This window comes from Desulfitobacterium dichloroeliminans LMG P-21439 (assembly GCF_000243135.2).
Classification (GTDB): Bacteria; Bacillota; Desulfitobacteriia; order Desulfitobacteriales; family Desulfitobacteriaceae; genus Desulfitobacterium; species Desulfitobacterium dichloroeliminans.
In genome coordinates, this window is record NC_019903.1 from 1971687 (window position 1) to 1995249 (window position 23563).

The 23563-nt window shown below is 42.2% G+C and carries 18 protein-coding genes; 6 read left to right on the plus strand and 12 right to left on the minus strand.

What is annotated here, in order from left to right; translation table 11 throughout:
* Positions 1 to 126: 126 nt before the first annotated feature.
* The 4 genes from DESDI_RS09370 to DESDI_RS09385 all read right to left on the minus strand — a co-directional run bounded on the left by DESDI_RS09370 (position 127) and on the right by DESDI_RS09385 (position 4061).
* On the minus strand, positions 127 to 1002 hold the full coding sequence (locus DESDI_RS09370; protein WP_015262371.1) for a DegV family protein: 876 nt from the start codon (positions 1000 to 1002) through the stop codon (positions 127 to 129).
* Positions 1003 to 1147: 145 nt separating this feature from the next.
* On the minus strand, positions 1148 to 1729 hold the full coding sequence (locus DESDI_RS09375; protein WP_015262372.1) for a flavodoxin family protein: 582 nt from the start codon (positions 1727 to 1729) through the stop codon (positions 1148 to 1150).
* 531 nt (positions 1730 to 2260) lie between these two features.
* Positions 2261 to 3070, minus strand: a complete 810-nt coding sequence (locus DESDI_RS09380; protein WP_015262374.1) for a GNAT family N-acetyltransferase — start codon at positions 3068 to 3070, stop codon at positions 2261 to 2263.
* 7 nt (positions 3071 to 3077) lie between these two features.
* Entirely contained in the window at positions 3078 to 4061 is a 984-nt protein-coding gene (locus tag DESDI_RS09385) for a 2-hydroxyacid dehydrogenase (protein WP_015262375.1), read from the minus strand.
* Positions 4062 to 5026: 965 nt separating this feature from the next.
* Between DESDI_RS09385 and DESDI_RS09395 the strand changes: the two genes are divergently transcribed.
* Complete coding sequence (locus DESDI_RS09395) at positions 5027 to 5779, plus strand: hypothetical protein (RefSeq protein WP_015262378.1); 753 nt, start codon at positions 5027 to 5029, stop codon at positions 5777 to 5779.
* A 64-nt stretch (positions 5780 to 5843) separates the two neighbouring features.
* On the opposite strand, the gene DESDI_RS09400 is transcribed toward DESDI_RS09395, so the two are convergent.
* On the minus strand, positions 5844 to 6242 hold the full coding sequence (locus tag DESDI_RS09400) for a LysM peptidoglycan-binding domain-containing protein (protein ID WP_015262379.1): 399 nt from the start codon (positions 6240 to 6242) through the stop codon (positions 5844 to 5846).
* A 377-nt stretch (positions 6243 to 6619) separates the two neighbouring features.
* On the opposite strand from DESDI_RS09400, the gene DESDI_RS09405 reads away from it, so the two are divergent.
* The 3 genes from DESDI_RS09405 to DESDI_RS09415 are packed head-to-tail and all read left to right on the plus strand — an operon-like array spanning position 6620 to position 9399.
* Complete coding sequence (locus tag DESDI_RS09405; protein WP_015262380.1) at positions 6620 to 7642, plus strand: ABC transporter substrate-binding protein; 1023 nt, start codon at positions 6620 to 6622, stop codon at positions 7640 to 7642.
* 49 nt (positions 7643 to 7691) lie between these two features.
* Positions 7692 to 8621: an ABC transporter permease gene (locus DESDI_RS09410; protein WP_015262381.1), complete on the plus strand. Its 930-nt coding sequence runs from the start codon at positions 7692 to 7694 to the stop codon at positions 8619 to 8621.
* On the plus strand, positions 8596 to 9399 hold the full coding sequence (locus DESDI_RS09415; RefSeq protein WP_015262382.1) for an ABC transporter ATP-binding protein: 804 nt from the start codon (positions 8596 to 8598) through the stop codon (positions 9397 to 9399). The genes DESDI_RS09410 and DESDI_RS09415 overlap by 26 nt, the downstream gene beginning before the upstream one ends.
* A gap of 97 nt (positions 9400 to 9496) precedes the next feature.
* Here DESDI_RS09415 and DESDI_RS09420 read toward each other — a convergent pair whose 3' ends face one another.
* Positions 9497 to 13606, minus strand: a complete 4110-nt coding sequence (locus DESDI_RS09420; RefSeq protein ID WP_015262383.1) for a UvrD-helicase domain-containing protein — start codon at positions 13604 to 13606, stop codon at positions 9497 to 9499.
* On the minus strand, positions 13593 to 17225 hold the full coding sequence (gene addB / locus DESDI_RS09425) for a helicase-exonuclease AddAB subunit AddB (protein ID WP_015262384.1): 3633 nt from the start codon (positions 17223 to 17225) through the stop codon (positions 13593 to 13595). The genes DESDI_RS09420 and addB overlap by 14 nt, the downstream gene beginning before the upstream one ends.
* A 148-nt stretch (positions 17226 to 17373) precedes the next feature.
* Between addB and DESDI_RS09430 the strand changes: the two genes are divergently transcribed.
* Positions 17374 to 17916 carry a hypothetical protein gene (locus tag DESDI_RS09430; protein ID WP_015262385.1) on the plus strand — a complete coding sequence of 181 codons (543 nt, stop codon included), beginning with the start codon at positions 17374 to 17376 and terminating at the stop codon, positions 17914 to 17916.
* 83 nt (positions 17917 to 17999) lie between these two features.
* Entirely contained in the window at positions 18000 to 18323 is a 324-nt protein-coding gene (locus tag DESDI_RS09435; RefSeq protein WP_015262386.1) for a hypothetical protein, read from the plus strand.
* Between the two features lie 15 nt (positions 18324 to 18338).
* Here DESDI_RS09435 and DESDI_RS09440 read toward each other — a convergent pair whose 3' ends face one another.
* From DESDI_RS09440 to DESDI_RS09460, 5 genes are all read right to left on the minus strand, one after another.
* A complete protein-coding gene (locus DESDI_RS09440) occupies positions 18339 to 19190 on the minus strand; it encodes a YitT family protein (protein ID WP_015262387.1) in 852 nt (283 codons plus the stop codon).
* 375 nt (positions 19191 to 19565) lie between these two features.
* Positions 19566 to 20867: a DUF4349 domain-containing protein gene (locus tag DESDI_RS09445; RefSeq protein ID WP_015262388.1), complete on the minus strand. Its 1302-nt coding sequence runs from the start codon at positions 20865 to 20867 to the stop codon at positions 19566 to 19568.
* Positions 20864 to 21373 carry an RNA polymerase sigma factor gene (locus DESDI_RS09450; RefSeq protein WP_015262389.1) on the minus strand — a complete coding sequence of 170 codons (510 nt, stop codon included), beginning with the start codon at positions 21371 to 21373 and terminating at the stop codon, positions 20864 to 20866. The genes DESDI_RS09445 and DESDI_RS09450 overlap by 4 nt, the downstream gene beginning before the upstream one ends.
* Positions 21374 to 21495: 122 nt before the next feature.
* Positions 21496 to 22923 (minus strand): cardiolipin synthase, encoded by a 1428-nt coding sequence (cls, locus tag DESDI_RS09455; RefSeq protein WP_015262390.1) that lies wholly within the window; start codon positions 22921 to 22923, stop codon positions 21496 to 21498.
* 83 nt (positions 22924 to 23006) lie between these two features.
* Positions 23007 to 23549, minus strand: a complete 543-nt coding sequence (locus DESDI_RS09460) for a chromate transporter (RefSeq protein WP_015262391.1) — start codon at positions 23547 to 23549, stop codon at positions 23007 to 23009.
* Positions 23550 to 23563 lie beyond the last annotated feature (14 nt).

Genomic DNA, 23563 nt, shown 5'->3' on the forward strand with positions numbered 1-23563 from the left:
ATATTATGACTTCAGTAAAATAATTACTTCAATAATATAGGGCAGTTATAAATCAATAAGTATTAGTGCACTAATAGTTAAAAGAAGCTCACAGAATGATCTGTAAGCTTTTTTGTTCTTGGTCTGTCACTTTTGAGAAACGGGATATACGATAAGCCCTACTAACCCAGGTCCGGTATGAACCCCTAAGGCAGGACTAATCTGGCCAAAATAGAGATCTTTAGTATTGGGGTGCTCACGTGCTACTTTTTCCAAATCTCGAGCTTCAGCTTCTGAGCCACCATGAACGATAGCAACACTGGCTAAACTCTCCTTTAAATGGTCTAAAAGAACCTCTTTCAATCGTCTTAAGGATTGCTCTCTTCCACGTACTTTGGCGAAGGTAAAATATTTACCTTCTTCATTAATAGAAATAATCGGTTTAAGATGAAGTAATTCACCAATGGTACCCGCTACATAGCCAATTCGACCACCTTTTTTCAAATACTCTAGGGTCGAAAGAACATAGTAAGCCTTAATTCCCTTTACCGTTTTTTTGGCGGCAGCTACCACTTTGTCGAAATCCATGGAACGGCGCCTCTCCCGTGCCGCTTCTATCACTGAAATTCCTAGACCCATGGAGAGTGTTTTGGTATCCACCACTTCAATAATCATATCTTTAAATTCCTGAGCAAACAATGAAACAGCTTGATACGTCCCACTAAGACCACTGGAAAGATGAAGAGCTAAGACATGAGTCACATTTTGCTCGCGTAAGCGATTGAAACAAGCTTGAATCTCAGCCGGCGAAGGCAAGGAGGTTTTAGGAACTTCTTGTTCCAGGGAATCGTAAACTTCTTGTGGAGAAATGTCGACACGATCACGATATTCCCGGTCATGATAAATAATATGTAAGGGTAATACTTCAATACCATATTCACTTATAATTTCTGGTTCCAAATCACATGCACTATCGGTAACGATAGCAATCTTCATCTTTTGTAGGTTATTAGGCTCTGTCATGCGCAAATATCCTTTCTTTGTAGATTTTACTGGGATATATGAAGATAATAAACCTATTATTAGTATATCATACACATTATATTATTTTCAGAGAAATATTCAGTAAATTCAATTCGTTTGCAGAAGACTCCGGCAGTTTTTGTCATTACAGCAGTGCTAATTCTAACGCCTTCTCACGAACATCCCGGAACGCTGTTGGATGATGAGCAATCTCTCCAGCTTTATCAATTTTCTGATAGACACAGGATCCAAAGTACTGGATATCAAGGACATGATAAAGGTTTTTCACAGATTTCTCTGCACAGGTAAACACATCTGGAAATTCTGTTCCGGCTGCCGAGAGAAAAAGTCCATGGCGAGGCAATCGTTCTGATACAACAATGGGTTTCTTAAGTACATATTTAAGCGCCCAAAACGTCTGCATACGATCGATGACCGCTTTCATCTGAGCGTTGATTCCCATAAAAAAAACAGGGGCAGCAACGATAAATCGATCTGCAGCGAGAAGTCGTTCTTGAAGGTATTGAATATCATCTTTTTGCACACATAGACCGGTCTTCGAACAAGCATTACATCCTAAGCAGGGTGAGAATTGAAGATCGCGAATATTGATTCTCTCTATTGAATAGCCCCTACTATGTAAAGAATCCAAAGCCTCTATTAATAGTCGATCCGTATTACCATTGCGCCGCGGACTTCCAGCTATTCCAAGTATATGTGGCTTCATACATGATCACCTCACAATTTAACTGTTTTCTGCTCTAATTATACAATAATAGGATTAATAGTAAAAGCGAGCTCCCTATTCTTAGGAACTCGCTCTTTACCTTAGTGCACAGAAAATATCTAGGTTAGGCATCGTTTGTTGGGTGACCGACAAATTACCAGATCCTTTCTATGAAATCATATTTGGCTTTGATGTGATTACTTAAGTTTACAGTTTATTTTCGTGTTAGAAATCTTAATAGATTCTAAGCCAACTGAAGCAAGTATTGATTCAATCAAAAGCTTTTCATTATCACTCATTTAACTCCCCCCTTCTTTGCATTTCTTAATCATAACATTTTTATCATTTTTTGGCAATAGGAATTATCTGGTTTTTTATTTCGGCGGTCAAACGCTGACCTTTTCATTCTATGTCTTATCATCTTCTTTTATGCCAACACATCTTAAAGAATTATTTTTTATTATATGTTTCCAATTCATTTTCGTTCCTTATTTTAATGATTTAAGATAAATAGTTTTTGATGATTCGCTTTTATGAATATCTCATTTCATATTGAATATCATCGGCTTCTAGACCATGTTGGCTTAAATACCCTGTTAGACAATCCTTCGGTTGATTGGTTAATCTGAAATCGCCTTGAGTCATGGTTAAAATGGCAGAAACTAGCTTATCTACCTGTTCCCAAGCCATGGTCCAAGCATCAAGCAACACCTGGCCTTCTTTCGTCATGAGTACCCCCGCTGTACCCTCTGGATTGAGCCGTGCAATTAAGGATGGATAGCGTTGGAGATATTCTTCTCGTCTCTGCCAAGGGGGGGTAAATCCTGACTCATTTCGAGCATGAAAATAATCGGATAAAATTGCTTCGCGAAAAACACTTCCCCCCCGACTTCGTGGTGCAAAAGCAGAAAGTGCATCCTTCGTATGCCGATAGACATAGAGCTCCCTAGTTTTACGAAAACCTATCTTTTCATAAACCTTGATTGCATGATTTTGAGTTAGGACTTCAAGCTGGATTCCCTTTAATATTAGGCTGTCTGCTTTCTTTAATTGATATTTTAGTAGTGGCTCAAAAAGATGTTGACCACGGAATTCCGGGTTAATACAGGTACCCGCAATCCAGCCCAATTTATTTTCCAGAGCCAAAAGCGAAAATCCAATAATGCGATCAGACTTTTTTAAGGCAACGGATTGGGATAAATCAATTTGACATTTTTCGAGCCATGCTTTCATTTGTGCTTCAGAATATTGGGTTTCATATGCGTAACCTTGCCAGCAACTATTCCAAGCAAGAGTTAGATCCTCTATAATTGTGCTCTCTAAGTCAGAATACGTTAACATAACACTATTAAACTCCCTCAAGAACGGATGGGTTCACACAATGAGGTGGTGTTTTTCCTTGAAGGAACGTCACTAGATTCACAGCAGCTAAACGTGCCATTTCGCGGCGTGTTTTGACTGTAGCACTACCAATGTGAGGAAGTGCTACACAATTTGCTAAAGTAAGCAAGGGATGCTGTGGTGATAAGGGTTCCTCGCTAAAAACATCTAGCCCAGCCGCATAGATTTTCTGATCCATAAGGGCTGAATAGAGATCATCCTCATTCACAATACCACCTCGAGCTGTATTGATTAGGATCGCTGTGGGTTTCATGCGCTCCAATTCCGTTTTCCCGATTAGGTTTTGAGTCTCCGGAGTAGAGGGTGTCAAGATGCAGACAAAATCAGATTCCTCTAGCAGCTCTTCGAATGTTCGGTATTGAGCTCCCAGCCTTTCTTCGATTTCAAACTTTCGCGTTCGGTTGTGGTAGATAATCTTCATATCAAAGCCCTTAGCTCTCTTGGCCACAGCCTCTCCGATTCTCCCCATACCGATGATCCCAATGGTAGCGCCATAAACATCTTGACCAGCTAACAGCATTGGAGACCAGGTCTTCCACTGACCTTGGCGAAGAAATTGAGAAGCTTCCTCCATACGGCGAGCAGTCATCATAAGTAAAGCAAAGGTTAAGTCAGCCGTTGTTTCCGTAAGTACTCCAGGAGTATTCGTAACCAAAATCTTGCGACGGGTCGCCGCTTCTACATTAATATTGTTATAACCCACTGCCATATTGCTAACAATTCTTAGGTTTTTAGCTTGTGCTAATAAAGAATCATCAATGGACTCGGTCAATAAACAGTACAATCCCTCTACGTCCCTAATTTCTTGCTCTAGAACATCCCTCGGAACAGGAACATCAGCTTCGGACCACAATTTAACCTCACAGGTTTCTTGAAGCATAGCAAGGATATCTTCCGGTATTTGACGCGTAATAAAAATTTTCGGCTTCACGATTATCCCTCAATTCATCATGAGTTCCATTCTCTATTGCTTAGATTATCATAACCAGCATCAAAAACAAAGAGCGTTCCGTATTGGAACGCTCCTAAGAAATCTACTTTATTAGAAGATTACGCCAAGAGCAATCAGGATTAGAACTGCAATTGCGATGATCCCAACGCCAACATAACCACCAAATCCACATCCACATCCACCGTATCCATACATAAGAGTAATCCCCCTTTCATTCAATTTAATTCATATCGTTTTTTTAGAATACAATACCCATGGCGATGAGCAGAAGAATAATTACCACTACAATTGCGATCCCTGGAAGAAAGTTCGGTCCACAACCGTCTAAACCTGCACCTAATGCCATATCAATTACCTCCTGTATCTTTGGTTCTGGATTAATTTACCTAATCTAAATTATGTTGATAGAGGATAATGTGTTACCACATTATGGTATTTACCCCAATCTAATGGTATTCCAAAATCAAAGCTCACAGCAGAGAAAGGATCAAGAAAACAAAAAACCTTTGATCCATAGATCAAAGGTTAATAGGTAAATATTAATCCCGCAAAGCTCCTCCAACGAAGAAGAATTCCTGGGCAATAAATTTAACTGGGACACTAATGGTAAAACAGTATTGGTCAACCAAGGGAAATAACTGGATACATGAATCTGTTACTCTGGAAAGGTTCTTCGGATTCCCATAAAGCGAACGTCCAAAAAGTTAGTTAGAACTAAGGTTAGGGTATTCAAGTTTTTGACCGATGGGGGTATGCTACTCGAAATGGGTAACCTATAAACTCTCATACTGACTTGGAGGAGCTCTGCGGGAAACTTGACTGAATCTTCTTTACATCTTTATAATATAGGGGTTAGCACAATCTGTCAAGACATATTCGTATGCAAATTATGGTATCTAGGAACTATGCTTGCAGAATAGTATTAGCCAAAAGGAGGAAACAAAGTGAGAGCAGTATTTACTCTAACCCCAAGTGAATCCAAGCGACTGATTGCTAAGGGAGTCAAAGCTTTGCCTACCATGATAAAAGCTCTGCAGAACCATACCCTTATTTTAGCAGGTGGAACAACGAATGCCTTTCTTCTCGACGAACTATTAGGAAATAACCTTGCAGAAAAAAGCCGTTATACGGTCGGTATGATTGCTGCCGGGAAACTAGGCGAAAGCAAAACAGATCAGCGGATCCATCCTTATGTTTTTTCTAAAGGCAAACCTCTCGATTCATCATTTCATTGGAAGGATTATTTACCGGAATTAAAAGCAGGCGATATTTTTATCAAAGGAGGAAACGCTGTAGATTCTACAGGCTTAGCCGCCGTTTTTGCAGCCGATTCTATGGGAGGTACAATCGGTGCAGCCTTTGGCCCTCTCTTTGCTCGTGGAGTTCAGTTAATTGTTCCGATTGGCTTGGAAAAAATGATTCCCGATGTACGTGAAGCCGTGGAATTTATGAATGCTGGTCCCGTTGACGAAGCAATGGGTAATAAAGCCGGACTAGTACCGATGTTAGGTGCTACGGTGGTGACAGAAATTACTGCTCTGGAAACACTTTACAAGATAAAAGCAAAATGCATTGGCGCCGGAGGAATTGCAGGGTCAGAAGGAGCAATTACCATAGTGATCGAAGGTGAAGACTCAGTAGTCCGAGAAGCCTTAGCGACTATACACTCTCTCAAAGGCGAACCTCCGGTTCGCTAAACAATGAATCTCTGTAGCTCTTGTTTGGAGCTACAGAGATTCATTGTTATTTTGTTATTCTACATTAGACAACGGGGATATAGAGCACTTGACCCGGGAAGATCAGATCTGGGTTGCTAAGATTGTTAGCCAGAATAATGGCTTGCATGGTGGTCCCGAACCTTTGGGCAATCAGATAAACTGAATCTCCTTGTCTTACAACATAGGTGATGGGTTCGGGAGCAGGTGGCGGGCATGGTGGCGGACATGGCCGAGGGCAGCATGGATTTTGATGATGCATGCTATGCATATTATCCATTCCATGATAAGAGTGATAAGGGTTGCCCGGATCTAGGGTGACCTGACCAGGATAGTAAGTGGGATCTAAAGTAACGAAACCCCCTTGTGGGAAATATTGAGCTTGTTCAGGATATTGCGCCATCATCTCTGGGCTACCACCCATCATGTTCATTGGTTGATTCATAAAATTTCCTCCTCATCTATTATAAGAAGCTTTCATATTTAAAATTCTGTCTTATATTCCAAGCGCTCTTTTAATAGTAATATATGGAATTAATCCAGTTGTGAGTATGTACCTGGGTAATTTTACAAAAGCTTTGTAGCGAACTTTGACTTAGGAGCATATACCAACATCAGAGATGATGATGAAAACCTGTGGGATATATAACACAACAATTTTTAGCTGGCAATACTATAAAAGAGCATTGACATTCATTAGATAAAACTATAATATAAATTAAAAGAATATTTGTAGCATAGTAGGATAGTAGGTGTGAGGCGATATGTGCACCCCTGCGGAGGTGTATTTTTTATTGCCCAAATAGGAGGAGGTTTTTAGAAATGAAAAAAAGTAATTTCAAAAGAATTTTAGGCGTTGGTTTAAGTTTAGTTCTAGCGTTTGGATTAACAGGATGCGGAGGTAATTCGGCACCCAGTACATCTCAAGGTACAGAAGGGTCTTCTCAAGGTGAGAAAGTGAATATTGGCATAATCCAGATTGTCGAACATCCTGCCCTCGACGCTGCTCGGCAAGGTTTCTTAGAAACTTTAAAAGCAAAAGGCTATGAGGAAGGTAAAAATTTAACTGTTGACTATCAAAATGCTCAGGGAGATCAATCTATTCTTCAATCCATTTCCCAAAAGTTTGCATCGAGTGATCTCGACCTCATTCTTGCTATTGCCACTCCTGCAGCCCAAGCTATGGCGAGTGCTACCCAAGATATCCCCATCTTGATTACAGCAGTAACTGATCCTGTGGAAGCGAATCTTGTCGATAGCATGGATAAGCCTGGTGGCAATATTTCTGGTACTACCGATATGAACCCCATTAAAGATCAAATGGACCTCCTGAAAAAATTAGTTCCTGATGCTGTGACTGTTGGAGTCCTCTATAACGCAGCTGAAGTTAACTCCGAAGTCCAAGTTCGCGTTGTCAAGGCAGAAGCACCTGCTCTCGGACTTAAAATTGAAGAAGCTACCGTGGCTACCAGTGCTGATGTTCTGCAAGCAGCTCAATCATTAGTTGGAAAAGTAGATGCTATTTATGTTCCTACCGATAATATGGTCGTCTCTGCTGCCCAATCCGTTGTGCAAGTAGCTAACGAGAACAAAATCCCAATTATTTCCGGTGAAAGTAGCGTAGTTGACGCCGGAGGACTTGGGACCATTGGTATTAACTATAAAAATTTAGGTGCTCAAACCGGCGAGATGGCCATTCGTATTTTCGAAGGTGCTAAAGTTGCCGAAATGCCGATTGAAAGTCAAAAGGATTTTGATATTGTCCTCAATCAAAAAACGCTGGACCTTCTTGGCATAAAAGTACCAGCAGAAATTGAAAGTGAAGCAACGTTTTTAAATAAATAGATATTCAAACTTTATTAAAATAGAGATAAAATATTGAGGTGTGTTAATAATGTTCTCTCCCAAAATTGTTGTAGGAACTCTAGAAGTTGGACTTATGTACGCGATTATGGTTCTGGGAGTTTACCTTACCTTTCGTATACTAGATTACGCGGACCTTTCCGTGGAGGGCAGCTTCACTCTTGGAGCTGCCACCGCGGCTACCCTTATTTTTCAAGGCTATAATCCATGGCTAGCAACTAGCATCGCCTTTGTTGTTGGCTTTATAGCCGGAATATTCACGGGTATATTTCACACAAAATTTAAAATAACAGCCCTCCTCTCAGGAATTTTAACCATGACTGCCTTATACTCTATTAATTTACGCGTGATGGGCAAAGCTAATATTTCTCTACTCAGGGCTCGCACTATTTTTTCAGATTTCGAAAGTCTTCCTGGGATGGAGAAATATGGAGTCTTAGTCCTCTGCTCCCTTACGGTCGTCATCCTTGGACTTCTGGTTTATCTGTTTTTGAACACCGAAATCGGCTTGGCGTTGCGGGCGACGGGTGATAATGAACTTATGATCCGTAGCTTAGGTGTTAATACCGACATAATGAAGATACTCGGCCTGGCCTTGTCAAATGGTCTAGTCGCCTTCTCCGGAAGCTTTGTTGCACAAAACCAACAATTTGCCGATGCTAGTATGGGGATCGGAATGATTGTTGCCGGACTTGCTTCTGTCATTATTGGTGAAGTTTTAGTGGGAACATCCTCCATTGCCCGAGCTATTGTTGCAGTGATATGTGGAGGAGTCATCTATCGAGTTATTATCGCAGTTGTCTTACAGCTTGGTTTGGAGCCTACTGATTTAAAACTCCTAACGGCGGTGATTGTTCTCATCGCACTTGTCTCACCTAGCTTAAAGTCAAAATTCTCAGCGTTCAATGGCGGCATTCTCGGGAAGGGGGATTCATATGCTAACAGTACAAAATCTAACTAAAATCTTTAACAAAGGAACGATCAATGAAAAAAAAGCCCTTGATCATTTCTCACTGGAGCTAGCCCCTGGTGACTTTGTCACTGTGATTGGTTCCAACGGCGCTGGGAAATCCTCGATGATGAATGCCATCGCCGGAGTGTTCCTCCCTGATTGCGGAAATATTTCGATAGATAAACAAGATATAACAAAATGCCCATCCCATAAACGGGCTGGTCTTATCAGTCGAGTCTTTCAGGATCCTTTATCAGGAACCGCTGCCTCGATGACAATTGAAGAAAACTTGGTTATGGCTTTACGCCGTGGCGAATCCCGCCGTTTGCGTTGGGCTTTAGATGTTAATAAACGCGATTACTTCCGTAATGAGCTGGCGAAATTAGGGTTAGGTTTAGAGGGCCGTTTGACAACCAAGGTTAAACTCCTATCGGGTGGACAACGACAAGCCCTTACCCTGCTTATGGCGACCCTCCAAGAACCCAAGCTTTTGTTATTGGATGAACACACTGCCGCACTTGATCCCAAAACGGCGGAGAAAGTCATAGAGCTGACTTGTAAGGTAGCTGAAAGCTCTAAACTTACGACCTTGATGATTACTCATAATTTAGAGCAAGCCCTAAGCGTTGGGAATCGTACCATAATGATGCATGAAGGTCGAATCGTTCTGGATATCCGCGGTATAGAGCGCAATAATATGACTATTGGTCGTTTATTGGAAATGTTTGAAAAAGCCAGCGGTGTTCATATGAATAATGACCGGATGATGCTGGCCGGAACTCGTTAAGAGGACGGTTTAGCTTTCTGGTGTTAACACACCTCTTCCCCGTTGAAAAAGTGGCAACACTTATTTCAACGGGGTTTTTTATATTTATTACTCGAAGCTATCTTTGTCTCAAGGATTCATGGCTAACAGCATCTAAAGCCTTTTGGATAACCTCTCTTGGAATTTTGAATTCTTGATTTAAAGTGGTGGAATAGATTAAGCAATCTTGTACTGGTACGTCCAAAAGCCTTTCAACTGCCATGGCGTATAAGCCAAGCTGTAATGCATAGCGTTGTATTAATGTTTCCTCGGGATGGGTATCCTGAATTAGATAATCAGTCTTAAAGTCAAGTACATCTGCACGATGTTCTCGAGGGTTAATGACTAACGCATCTATGATCCCTTGCACAAGGACGGGTTCCTTTTGTGCTTTAAGTGATAGTGATAACGTGAAAGGAACTTCTCTCCTTACCTCTTCGGCCTCTAATAAGCGCTTTCCTGTGAAGGAATCTAACAACTTAAGGAGCACGTCAATAGATACTGTATTCCCCTGCACTTCAGAAAGAATGTCTGCTTGGATTAAGGAATTCTTATATAGCTCAAGGGTATTCTTCTTCTCCTCACTTAAAAGGCTTTCCCAGGTATTTCTCCATGTCGTTAAAGGAAGGTGCTGGATGGCTGTATGCATTGCTGTTCCTTTTTCTGCCGGAGTCAATTCTTTTTGGGACTGAACAAATTTTGGCCGCAGAAAGGTAGGAGTTGATTGTGTTGGATGGGGCTCATATTCTAAATCCATAGACCAAGGCATTTGTCTCTTTAATTCGCTGACACTGGTTTTGGCTACTTGATGGACTGCTTCAGATGAGGGGTACTGCCAATTCAGCCTCATAAATATTTCCTCTTTTATCCCTGCCAAGGTCATTCCCTCGGCACTTGCCCTATCCCCTCTTTCTCCTTCTTCTTCTCCTCTGCTAGCTGGTTGCTCTAGCTCTCTTACTCCATCTGGTTCTTGTAATGTATTGTTTTCAACCATAATCAATGACTCACATATAGAACTCTCAGGATCAATAGCTGCGATTTCCTGTGGAGTAGGATCAGAAATTCTTTCATGAATTACGACTTTCCACTGAGAATCGTTATCCGGTAGACCATAATCCAGTGGTGGGTGACCCAAACCAAATAAATCTTCGGGATAACGCGCCAAAGCGGGTCCAATCCAATCTAGATAAGTTTTGGCACTTCGCAGCTGACCATCAGTAAAGGGAATCTCAGAGCAAGAACTGGCTAAGCTTTGCCATCTCTCGAGGGTTTCGGACAATTTGTTAACTTGACCGTAGAGAAACAAGCGCTCTTTGGCCCGCGTGAGCGCTACATAAAGAATGCGCAATTCTTCGGCAAGAGACTCTTGCCATAAGCGTTGCTTCACCGCATATTGAATAATGGATGGATAACGAACTTGATTCTCCACATCAATCAACGGAACACCTGCTCCCAATTGAGAATGGAGTAGAAGTTGATTGCTTAGGCTTCGCGTATTAAATTTTTTCCCTAATCCAACCATGAATACCACAGGAAATTCTAATCCTTTGCTGGAGTGCACTGTGATGAGTCGAACCACATTATCCTTTTCACCCACAATGCTGGCACTCCCGAAATCTTTCCCCTGATCTTGAAACTTTTCGAGAAACCGCAGAAACCGGAATAAGCCACGATAATGAGTTGCTTCATAGCGGCAAGCCCGATCGTAGAGGACACGCAAGTTAGCCTGGCGTTGTGACCCAGAAGGTAAGGTCCCCACATAAGCAAGAAAACCCGTTTCCTCATACAGATGCCATATTAAATCAGCCAAGGACGTGCGACGTGAGCGCTGCCGCCAAGCTTGTAGCTTCGGGTAAAAGGAGTTCACCTTCGCTTGTATTTCCGGTGATTGGGTTAGAATGGCTTTGGTCTTCGCTTCTAACTGAGTCAGGTAATCTTGATGCATAACTAGAACATCTTTTACTTCTTCATTCTCAGCTACTTCTTGTGGTTCATTTTGGCTAGCCCAATACGCTAAGACAATGGTCTCATAAAAATCCCCTTGCGGGAGCAATGAGCGTAATTTTCCTAGCTCAGTTCCATTCATACCGACCAGGGGGGATCTCAGTACCGCAGCCAAAGGAATATCTAAGCGAGGATTATCGATAACCTTCAATAACGATAACATGGTATCGACTTCATTGGCACGGAAATACCCGCTATTGGTTTCAGCATACACTGGAATACCAACATTTTGAAATTCCTCTAAGTAGACTGGGGCTACCGAGGATAAGGAGCGCATAAGTATAACGACATCCGAATATTGAACAGGTCGAAAGTCTCCAAGGGTTTTATCGAAAATCTTAAATTCACAGCCTTGAACCATCTTCTGAATCCGCGTGGCCACTAACCGCGCTTCTATACGAGCAGTTTCCAGCTCTTCCAGGTTCCCGTCTTCTTCCCCTGACTCAAAGTCCTGATCCTGCTCCGCTTCTGAATTTGATGATGAACAAAACATTTCCTCTGAATGGGTAGTTTCATAACTTCGAGTGATTGATAAATCTATACTCTTGGGGTCAAATAAATGGACTTCAATAGGACCCTCAGCCGTTTTAAGTACAGGGTTAGAGATGAATTTGGCACCCGCCCTAAGAGCTGCCTGCTTATCATAGGCAACTTCCCCTGCCCCCTCGGTCATGATCTGATAGAAGAGATAGTTGATTCCTTGTATGATCTCTGAGCGGCTTCGGAAATTCTGATTGAGATCAATGACTAGGTTCGAAGAAGGTGCCTCTTCTCCTACTATAAAATGCGGGAAATCCGCGTACTTTCTTAAGAAGAGCCGGGGGTCGGCCATCCGAAATCGATAAATACTTTGCTTAACATCACCAACCATAAACAGATTGGCATGAGGGCCTTCTTGACGAGATACGCATTGCAGAATTCGTTCTTGAACAGGATTGATATCCTGATATTCATCCACCAGAACCTCTGCATAGTAATCTTGAAGCTTTTGGGCGATCACAGAGGGTTGATTTTCAATCTCTAATAAACTAAGGGCATAATGCTCAAGATCGGAAAAATCCACAATATTACGTTTCCGTTTTGCACTTTGATACTCAAAAATAAATTTCTGCGTTACCTGCCCTAGGGTTCGCATCAACCCTTCCATCTTGCCCAGATAAAATAACTGATCCGTTAAAGGAACGGATAAAACAGAAGTCTTAATTTCTTCCAATTTCTTTTTGGCACCATCCCGTGCTTTTTTGCTTTCCTCACGAAGATGTTTTATTTCGTCTTCACTAAACGTAGGTTCGCCTGAATTCTTTTTACTGCCCCGCGGTAGGTTAGGAAAAGCAGCAGCTTCGTAAAGCGCGCTCTCCACTTCATTCCAGACTCCTCTTTCTAGGGCCTTTTGAAGAAGGAGTATACGGGATGAATCGTCTTGGAGGACAGGAGCATACTGAAGTGGACCACCGGGTTGTATGGCAATGTGGTAGGCCCGTTCCAATTCATTAAGACTCTCTTCGACCTTATCCAGTATTCCCTGTCGAGCAACCAAGCCCCACGAGCTTTGTAAAAGTTCATCTAAACTGCTCCACTGGTAAGCTGAGGCAAGACGATCTAACCACTGTGCAGGGTGAACCTGGCTCATGGCAAATTCATGAAGTCTCAGAATCGACTCCATCAGGGGTTGATCGTCTCGATCGGTGCCAAAGGCATCCACCAAGGCTTGAAAGGCAGAATCCTCAGAGGAATAATAGTCTTCAAATAGATCTTCAAGTGTCTCTTGGCGAAGGAGATCAGCTTCCGCCTCATCGGCCACCCGAAAAGCTGGATCAAGCTCAATTTGATAAAAATACTGGCGAAGGAGCTCCATGCAAAAAGAGTGAAGGGTTGTAATACTGGCTCGATAAAGCAGGGCCCGTTGGTGGAGTAGGTGTTCTACTTCAGCCGGGTCTGTTTCTGCAAAAAGAGCCTCTTCCAAAGCCTTGCCAATTCTCTCGCGCATTTCTGCAGCGGCGGCTTTCGTAAAGGTTACAACCAGAAAACGATCCACATCAACCTTTTCGGCCGCATGTGTAATACGATCAATGAGTCGTTGCACTAGAACTGCAGTTTTACCCGAGCCTGCAGCTGCTGCGACAAGAATCTGGCCCCTTAAATCAATAGCTGCCTGTTGTTCCGGAGTCCATTTAAGACTGCTCATCATTATCCTCCTTTCCAACACTTATTTCCTCTTCACCTAACCAGAGAAGGTCCTGACTCTTATGGGGCTTTATTGCAACAGTTGACAGTGGTTGCTTATGGAGATCAAGTTGGTCAGGTTGTGTATCCAAACGATTCCAGAAGTCTTGGTCCTGTATTACAGGTAAGTTACGATAAGTATTCTCGGGCAAACAGGGGTCGAAATGACATATAGGTTTGTAAGAGCAATATTGGCAAGCGTTACTCTTTCCCTGCCGATAGGGTGCGATGGCAATATTCCCATCTAAAAGCTCTTCCCCACTTTGGCGCAAAAAATTATGCAGGTGTTTCCTAAGCAGAGCAAATTGTTCTTCTGTCAGGATGGGAGAGCCTTTTTTGAAGTCTCCTCCCTTATTGAATTTAATTCCTAGCAAATTAGAGTCTTCAAGATTTCGGTCCATGGCCATTAAGACATTACGGTCAGCAAGTAAGTATCCCTTTACCTTCACAGCTTTAATCCGATCATTTTCTAACTGCTCAGAACTGAGCAACGTTTTAGAGCGGAGTTGAGGCTCCAAGACAGGAAAATACAAAAAGCCGGCGGGATGGATATTTTCTACCTCCCCATCTTGTTGGAGCATTATATCAGGGTGAAGCTCTGAATTGTTAACGGCTTGAGGAGATTTTGATGATAATAAGAGAATTTGAGCCCCTTGTAGGGCAGCATCAAGATAGGCCAAAAGTTGCAGATCTAACCCATAATAGATTTGATTGAGATTGACATGAGATTCACGGGATTTATAGTCCAAGATTCGCAAATAAACTTGATTATCCAATTTAGCGCAATCAATGCGATCGATTTGGCCTCTTAGAATTAAGGAATTACCATCACTTAAGGGCACTTCCAAGGGAGGGATATCTTCCTGAGGGCCAAATTTCACTTCCAGCTCGATGGGTACAAAGATCCCTTGCCGAGCATGTTCCCCAAGGACTCGGACCGCATGATGGACAGTGCGCTTCAGCTTATGGGCTAAGTATCGATAACGCGCATTGCTCAGTAAAATCTTATTCTGCAATTGTTGGGAGATGGGATCAGCTACTTCGTTGACGAGCTGCCACGATTCTTCTTTTGTCAATGCTCCCCACTCCAACTGCCTCTCTCTCAAAGCGAGGGCAAACTCATGCAAGACTGCATGAAAAAATTGCCCCATATCCGGTGGAGAAAGTTTAAAATTAGAGCGTTCCTTGAGCTTTAATCCATATTGAGCATAGTGTGCAAAGGGACAACGAGCAAATTGCTCTAAACGAGAAACACTGGTAATTAAACGTTTTCCGTAAAGCTGTCGAGCCAAGGGCTGAGGTAGCTTTTCTTCATTGTTTAGTGCTTCAATTCCCTTCTCTAGCATGATGACCTGGGGAAAGATATCGGTCTTGCCTTGAAACCATGCTCTGACCGATTCCCATAATGGATCAAGGGGGATACCTTCTCGAAGATTCTGTAGATGGAGAGCATAAGCCGTCAAAAGAGGGTAAGGATGGCTGATGGATTCTAGACCCTCTGTATCCAGACTTATGTGCATTTCCTTTAACTCTGGGAAGATTGTTTTAATTCGATTGATGACGGGTGAAACAGTCAGTCCTTTACCTTCATCGTCAGTTAGTGGATAACTAATATACAATCTTTGTCTGGCACGGGTTAGAGCGGTGTAAATAAAATAGTGTTCCTCGTAAAGTTGCACTTTTCCCTTGGGTGCGAGTAAAATTCCAAGGCGTTCTAAGCGCAACCGATCCAGTTCATCAAATATCCCTTCATTCGATGGTTTCGCAGGAAGTACCCCATCGATCGCTCCCATTAAAAAGAGAACTTCTGTTTCAGGGTTACGGGATCGATCTAAGGAGCCCACCAGGACTTGATCAAGGCCGGGAGGAATTAAGCCTAGCTTTAAATTCTCTAAGCCTGAGGTAAGAATCAAGGAAAAGTCAGGAAGCTCCAGCACTTCCTCACCTAGCCCTGCTACCATCTCATCTAACACTTGCATGACAGCATCCCAGATTTGACTTTGCAGCTGTGCCTCGGCAAGCTCCCCCCTTCCACGAGCTTCTTCTGCCCAACTTTGAAGATGCTCAGGAACTTTCAAACGTAATAAGAGCTCATAGATTGCCACCGTCACTTGAGCAACATTGATAGGTTTTGAAGCTTCTTTTTCAGGGCGGAGTATCTCCCTAAAGGGCTGCAGTATATCATAAATGATTTGACGAGTGTCATTGATCAGCTCAAATTCTTGCTTGTTTTCAGACCCTCGGGAGTAATTCCAGGGTCGATTGCTATTCCAGGCACTCCCCTTGATCCCATAGGCAAGGCAATAGTTTTCCAGACAATCCACTTGATTTCTGGTCAAAGGAAAAAAATCCGTCTTTAAACAACGAAAGAGGGGTTCATAGGCCCAATCTTTCTGAACTGTTTCGATAGCTGCTAATAACAATTCTAAGAGAGGGTGATGAATCACCGGGCGTTTATGATCTATGAAAAAAGGAATATCATGAGCACTAAACACTTGCTCGATAATATCTTGAGAACTTGTCAAATCTCGAGTAATGACGATGCAATCACGCCACCTTTTATGTTCTTCCCTGACCAACCGTCGTAATTCACGAGCTATACCTTCAACCTCCGCCCTTTTATTGGCAGCACAGAGAATAGTTATTCCTAAAGTATCAAGACCTACTGCCTCTCCAAGTCTAAAGGATTGAGTCGGATAAAGGCTATAATATTGTTCAAGGTGCTTTAGTCCAGCTTGTTTAAAACGATAAGTTTCTCTCAGCGAAATCGTTTCGATCCGTGTTTTGGTTTCACGTGCTAGGTTCACAAGAGAATGATAGGTCTGCCAGGGACCATAAAACAATTCTTCTCCAGGCTTAAAATGAGGACTTCTCTCCCTAATAAGTTCAGGATCAAGGGGGAGGGAAATGGTGATTTCGGAAGCGCTACCCAGTAGAGATTGGATAACATAAAGCTCTTGAGGGGTAAATCCTTTAAAGCTATCAATCCAAATCTTAGCGCCTTGAAGAAATGGAGTTAAAGGAATCTTTTCTGCTACAGTATTTAGTTCATCATCAGGGTCCCTTAACTCCGATCCTAAACTCCGGTCAAATTCTTCATATAGCAACGCTAATTCTTGGGTTTTTTGCATCAATAACTCATCGGAGTCCTGAATTCTCCTGAGATCATCCGGCATGATTCGGTAGATTTTAAATTCTGCAATAGCTTTTGCGAATAAATCGGCCATCCCGGGGCGGGTAGCCGAGCGGGCAAAGATCCGTAACCCTGACCGATGTTTGAGGAGCAGCCGCCGTAGAAGCATTCTTTTTCCTACTTCTCCAATCAGGGTCTTCCCTCCACCGCCTGCTTCGGCAAAAACTCGCCAACCCAAACGTCGAAAGCTTAGAACTTGCGCGCGAAGGATTCCTCCGAACTGGGAATCATGGGCAAGACTCATTTCCATCTGGTGGGTAGCCTGCTCAGGGACCAGAAGAATGAGGGGTAAACCCATCGGATTCTCTTGGATTTCCTTGCGAATTTCATCTAAACAAAGTGTGCTTTTTCCCGTACCCGCTCGGCCCAAAATAAAGCGTAAACTCACCCATAGCGCTCCTCTCAATGTTCAAACATTTTATCATTATAAGTTAATCACAGACACACAGACACAGAGACACAGATTTGTAGCAAAAGAGTTGTATAAATATCCAAGTGTAGAAATATGATTTACTAAAACCTTTGTGGAGGACAATGTGAAAAAAATAATTCCTTGGGGAATCCTACTGGTTGCTTTATCCCTTGTCTTCTATCCTCAACATAGTCAATTTAGCGACGCACTTCTTCCTAAAATGAATTCTCATGAGTTTAATCAGGAGATGCATTTACAATTACCTTCCACAACTCAGATAGTGGAGAATTGGGTGGAAGATCGTGAGCAGCTACAATTTAGTGCTACTGTCAATGATGAGTACTATGCACTAAGAGGGTATATTCAGATTTGGCAACTCAATGATATGGAAGGTTACCTGCAGAAGAGCAAAGAGATGAGCGCCTTTGATTTTTACACTTACTCCCTGAATAACATAAAAATAAATGACCTTCCAGGAGTTTTAACCATATGGGGGGCCTCCTTCGGTGAATTGACGAGGATATCTGGAAAAGAATATTGGCTGAAGACGCCCAATCAGAAGGTCATAAGAATTGCTTTTCTTACCAGCGATACTCATTTTAATGAGGCTCAGCTTAAAGTCATGGGTTACATCCTCTCTTCACTCGCTTGGATTACAGAAGAGTGAATATTTACATAAGCTATCTCATAGTGATTCAATAGCAATAAATAATAACGCAGTAAAAAATAATGAGTCAAGGGGTGGCAGATGTGTATAAAAAGTCGGTAAAAATCACGGGATGGGTTTTACTCATGCTCTTCTTAGCTCTATTGATGGTAGGGTGTGGGGCGGCAACACTGACGACAGCCAAAAGTGAATTAACCCCGAATCAAGCAGCGGAGCTTATCTATCATGATTTAACCTTCCATGGTGTTGGGGTGGAAAAAGTGAATGTTACAAGTTGCGTTTTTAAAGATCGTAACACTACAGTCGTGGATGCAACCTACACGACGGAGGATGGCAAAAATATTTCACAGAAAGTGACCCTGGTTAGGGAAAACGGGCAATGGCTCATTCCCGATCATGATCACTAGGAAAAATATTTTCCTCTATTCAACCGCAAAACCTTCTCCTACTACTTCTGATGCAGTCTGAACAATGATAAAGGAATGAGGATCTTCTTCTTTAACAATTCGTTTCAAATGACCAAGTTCGGCGATATTGACTACGCAGATAATTATATTCTTCTCAGCTGATGAATACCCTCCCTGTCCATGGAGGAAGGTTACTCCTCTTCCTAATTCTTTGAGAATGCGTTGAATCAATTGATCCGATTGATTGGAAATAATGGTTACAGATTTTGCCGGGAGACCGCTGGATATGACGTCCACAGTTTTACTGAAGGTAAACATGGATACCAAGGTATAAAGGGCAATCTTAGGCCCTAGGATAGCCCAAGAAGCTAATATAATCAAAGCGTTAATCATCAGCATCGTTGTGCCCATGGCCCAACCAAAGCGACGCTGAATTATCTTAGCAATAATATCTGTTCCTCCTAGGCTACCACCTAAACGGAACACAATACCAGAACCTACTCCTCCAAGAACTCCTCCATAAAGAGCTCCTAGGAAAACATCGTTTAGCTGTAACGGCTGAATTCCTTTGAAGAAATCTAGGGCTAAGGAGTAAACAATGATTCCAAAAAAAGTTTTCGCTACAAAAATTCGATTAACTTCCTTCCACCCTAAAGCAAACAACGGAATATTGAGAATGAAGTTCACAATTCCGATTGGAAATCCGAGGGTATAAAACAATAGTAAAGCAATACCTCCGATTCCACCACCGCCAAGCCCAGCTTGTACAATGAAGCCTTGAACGCTATAGGCACCAATAATTGCACCCAAGGCAATCCCGAGAAACTTACCAATTCTTTTCGCAAGTTTCCATGTACGCAAATTCATATCCTCCTTCTATCAATTAGAATTATCTCTGTCCCCTTTTACTCTAATCTCAAGATTTGACCCGAATACTATTATATCCTTGTTACCAAGTCCAATACGGATTTCCTGAAGACCTGACACAAAAGCATCTTGAACAGTTTTATAATACTATATTAACATGAAGTAGGTGTCAGTAGAAAACTGTGTTGCATCTTCTAGTGCGATTCAGCACCCTACTACTATCATATATAACTATTGCTAATAACTCAAAGTGATAATTTTTAATAAAAATAGAGCTTGCGAATTCTCATCACAAGCTCTATTTCTGTTTATTAAGTTCTCAGGATAATTTTAGCTTTTGAATTCATTCATTTGAAAAATGGAGTGTCTATTTCATTATTTTTTGGGCTGTCGACTTATTCTAATCAGCCTATAAACTCCATAGATTCCTCCTACTAGAAGCAGATAAGGCAGAGCGTACGCTATCCCCACGAAAAGATAATTGATACCGTTCCAAGTGGAGCTGATTGTCTTAAGGACAGCATCCTTTGCTGCTTGCCAAGTGTTTTCCCATGAAATAGGCTGCCATGGTTCGTCCACGCTGACAGGGTTGGGAGTGGTCTGGAAGTAAATAGTTACTGTAGAATAGGCAACCTGATGATCCCAAAGTTTAACTTGTCCTTGGAGTTGCTCAATCTGCATGCGAGTACTGCTTAAATAGCTCTCGATATGCAAAATATCTTCCACATTCTTTGCTTCGTCTAAAATTTCCAGATAGCGCGCTTCTTGAGCTATCAGGTTCTTTAGTCTTGACTGAGTATCATAATACTGGTTAGTGACATCATAAGCTGTTGTAGATTGGTTTAATACTTTGCCTAGATTAGCGAGGCGACCTTGGAAACCTTCCAATTCTGGGGAAGGAATATTAAAGGTGGCATATCCTGAGCTTTCCTTTGGTTGATTGCTCTGTGAAGATTCTACAACATAACCACCTAAACCCAAGATTTCTTGCGTCACCGTGGCAAGGGACAGTGAAACATCCTCGACTTGCAAGGTTGCATGCACATTATAGGTAATCTTCTTCGCTAAGCCAGCGTCTGCAGGGGGGATCTGTGGCTCTGGAATAGGCATAATGGGAGCCGTTTCCCCATAGATAGCTCCTGAATTAGCGGTACTGGGCATAGTAGATATACCTTCTTTGGCAACACCTTCAGTAAAGTCGCTTGAGCCTACCATAGTTCTATTTCCTAGTTCCGGAGGGGCCTCTGCCACCCCGACACTATCATTCGCGGTCGAATTCTGGGCACTCGATTGCTCCCTTGCTTCACTCAAGGCAGAAAATTGATTCATTTCCAAAGGTGAATTCTTCAAGCCCTCCATGCCGATGCCAACAAAAGCTATCATGAGCACAACAACGGCAGGAACTGCCAGCTTCCACTGCCAACGCCACCAGAATGATTTCAGCCTACGTTGGGTTTTTTCATGGAGGCTCTCTTTTAAAGGTACTTCAGGAATAACAACAGCGCCTGACGATTCACCATTTGCTGCTTTAAGATCTTCTTCACGGATCTTCTCGAGGGCCAATTTCTTAATGCGGTCCTTTTGTCCCGAGTCAGGGTTAACTTCACGAAAGAAAAGCTTCATACGTTCTAAGTCACCCTCCTGTTCCCAAAGGGTATATGCATCCTTATTCATCATCGAACACCTCCTGCGTTCTCCATCTCGTAATACTTACGGAAGCTCTTCTTTGCTCGATACAGGAGACTGTCAACGGCTTGCTGAGTTATGCCAAGTATCTGGGCAACCTCGATTGCGCTAAATCCTTCGACAAGACGGAGTTGGATTACTGCTACTTGAGGTTCAGATAATTTCGAAAGAGTATCACTTACACTGAGGACAGTTAATAAATCATTACTATGATCCTCCGTGGCCGCCGTGGATTTAATTTCTTCACTCAAGGATACAATTTGCATCCCTTTCCCCTTACGGGTTCGGTAGAAATCAGCGATATGGTGATAAGCAATCCTCAGAGTCCAGGATTTCAAGGAGCTTTTGCCTTCAAAATTCGGCAATGCTCTCCAGACCTTGGTTAAAACCTCCGCAGTTACATCTTCAACATCACTCTGCGGTACCCGCATACGCACAAAACGGTATAGAACCGGAAAAAGTTCTTCATAAATCGCATCAAAGGAATCCGTTTGCACTATGAGGAGCCTCCTCTCTCATTCTGACTAATTTAGACGATATAGAGCCTGAACATCTGACGATATTCTCTGATTCTATTCCTCATTAAATAAAAAAATCCTGCCATAAGGCAGAATTCTGACTATAAGAATGGGGAAAGAAGACGAGCCAGTGCTATTTGAAAGGAATATTGCCTTGTTCTTTGCGCTATATCTTCTTCGGTCACCTTAATACTATCCATAAGATCCGCTTGCTGTTCACAGACTATTTTCTTTGTAAAATTGGCATTATAGATCACTGCACTTAACTCGAAGTCCAGTTGAAAACTACGTATATCAAAGTTAGCTGAACCTATAATCGAAATCTCTTGATCAATAGTAATGACCTTGCTATGCAAGATTCCTTTCTGATAGCGATAAATTTCTACCCCCACCTTGACTAAATCACAATAATACGAAGATGATGCCAAGTAAGGTAATTTATGGTCCGGCTTGCCTTGCAAAAGAATTTTAACAGAAGCCCCCTTTAAAGCTGCAGATTTTAAAGCCATAACCATACTCTCATCCGGAATGAAGTAAGGTGTCGTTATAAAGATTTCACTTTGGGCTGCACTAACAATCGTATAAAATAGAGCTTTCACAGACTCATGTTTTGAATCAGGCCCCCCACCGATAATTTGGGTAAGAAGATCACCGAAGAGCTCATATTCAGGAAAATATCGCTTATCCCTTACTATGTTATTAGTAGTAAAGTACCAATCGTTCAAAAAGGTCTCCTGAATGGTTTGCACACTTTCCCCTTCTAAACGCAAATGGGTATCGCGCCAAAAACCATACTTCGGACTGAGAGATAAATACTCATCACCGATATTGATTCCCCCTAAATATCCTATCTTCCCGTCAATAACGACAAGCTTGCGATGATTTCGGTAATTCAAGGTAGCTAATAGCTGAGGGAAGCGCAGAGGAAAAAACCACTGATATTCAATTCCGGCTGCCTTTAGTTCTTGTATGAAGGATTTAGAAAGGCTTTTACTCCCTAAACCATCTAATATTAAGCGAATTTTGATTCCGGCACGGGCTTTGCGAATCAAGATTTTCTGGATAGTCTCGCCTATTTTATCTTCATGATATATATAATACTCCATATGGATATGATCTTGAGCACATTCTAAGTCCTGAAGCAAGGCCTCAAATTTTCCTTGTCCATTATGTAAAAGCAGGGCGGAATTGTTCCCTGATAAAGGTGCATAGCTGCTCTTAAGCACTATTTTTGATAAATGCTTGCCTATTAAAGACTCTTGGAAAAAGACATGGTCTTGGTTCATGGATTCTACCTGATGATGGGTAAGTCGGGGCAGTCGATCCCCTGGAATATGCTTTCGACGAAAAAGGCGGTTTTTAATGGGTGTACACCCGAAGATTAAATACAATACAAATCCAAAAACGTTGAGCACCCCAAGAAAGGACAGCCAAGAGGTTGTGTTTTCTGGATTCTCCTTTTCTAAGTAAACAATCACGAGAGCTAGGAAAAAGGTAATCAATGCTAACCCTATAAAAAATCGAATCAACTATACCCCACCTTTGCTGCCTTATCCACTTCAATATTAGTATGACGAAAAAAGCAACTTCAATACGAAGTTGCTTTTGTAAACTAACTCTTCTTTCGACCATATGCAAAATAACCAAAGGTCATTGCGCATACCACCAAGATTCCAGGGTGAACGCTGGTCATAAATATTATCCCCAAAACCACTACCGCAATTCCCCAAGTGCTTCGGTGCTTTTTCGGGAAAGCCTTTTTACCTAATTCATATGCAGATTGGGCTATTAAAATTACGACCACCGGACGAACAGCTGTCAATGCCGCATTCAAAGCAGATGTATGGGAATAACGAATGAGTAAATCTCCTAAGAGAACAATCACGAGGGTAGACAATAAAGTGCCTAGCAATCCTGCCATTGCGCCAGGCCAACCGGCAACCCGATACCCCATATAGCTAGCTAACTTCGTAGCAATGGGGCCCGGTAATGAGTTACCAATGGCTAATGCATCTGCAAATTCTTCATCGGTCAACCATTTATAACGTGTCACGGCTTCCCGTTGGATTAAGGGTATCATGGCAGGTCCACCGCCAAAACCTAAATTAGTCGCCCGGGCGCAGCCAATAAATACTTCCCAGAGTTTTTTATACATACAGATCACCTCCA

Bases quoted from the DNA above. Each gene is read 5' to 3' on its own strand.
- DESDI_RS09375 (WP_015262372.1), bottom strand. From the start codon at position 1,729: ATGAAGCCACATATACTTGGAATAGCTGGAAGTCCGCGGCGCAATGGT.
- DESDI_RS09410 (WP_015262381.1), top strand. From the start codon at position 7,692: ATGTTCTCTCCCAAAATTGTTGTAGGAACTCTAGAAGTTGGACTTATG.
- DESDI_RS09380 (WP_015262374.1), bottom strand. From the start codon at position 3,070: ATGTTAACGTATTCTGACTTAGAGAGCACAATTATAGAGGATCTAACT.
- DESDI_RS09415 (WP_015262382.1), top strand. From the start codon at position 8,596: ATGCTAACAGTACAAAATCTAACTAAAATCTTTAACAAAGGAACGATC.
- DESDI_RS09420 (WP_015262383.1), bottom strand. From the start codon at position 13,606: ATGAGCAGTCTTAAATGGACTCCGGAACAACAGGCAGCTATTGATTTA.
- DESDI_RS09440 (WP_015262387.1), bottom strand. From the start codon at position 19,190: ATGAATTTGCGTACATGGAAACTTGCGAAAAGAATTGGTAAGTTTCTC.
- DESDI_RS09460 (WP_015262391.1), bottom strand. From the start codon at position 23,549: ATGTATAAAAAACTCTGGGAAGTATTTATTGGCTGCGCCCGGGCGACT.
- DESDI_RS09400 (WP_015262379.1), bottom strand. From the start codon at position 6,242: ATGAATCAACCAATGAACATGATGGGTGGTAGCCCAGAGATGATGGCG.
- DESDI_RS09405 (WP_015262380.1), top strand. From the start codon at position 6,620: ATGAAAAAAAGTAATTTCAAAAGAATTTTAGGCGTTGGTTTAAGTTTA.
- DESDI_RS09445 (WP_015262388.1), bottom strand. From the start codon at position 20,867: ATGATGAATAAGGATGCATATACCCTTTGGGAACAGGAGGGTGACTTA.
- DESDI_RS09370 (WP_015262371.1), bottom strand. From the start codon at position 1,002: ATGACAGAGCCTAATAACCTACAAAAGATGAAGATTGCTATCGTTACC.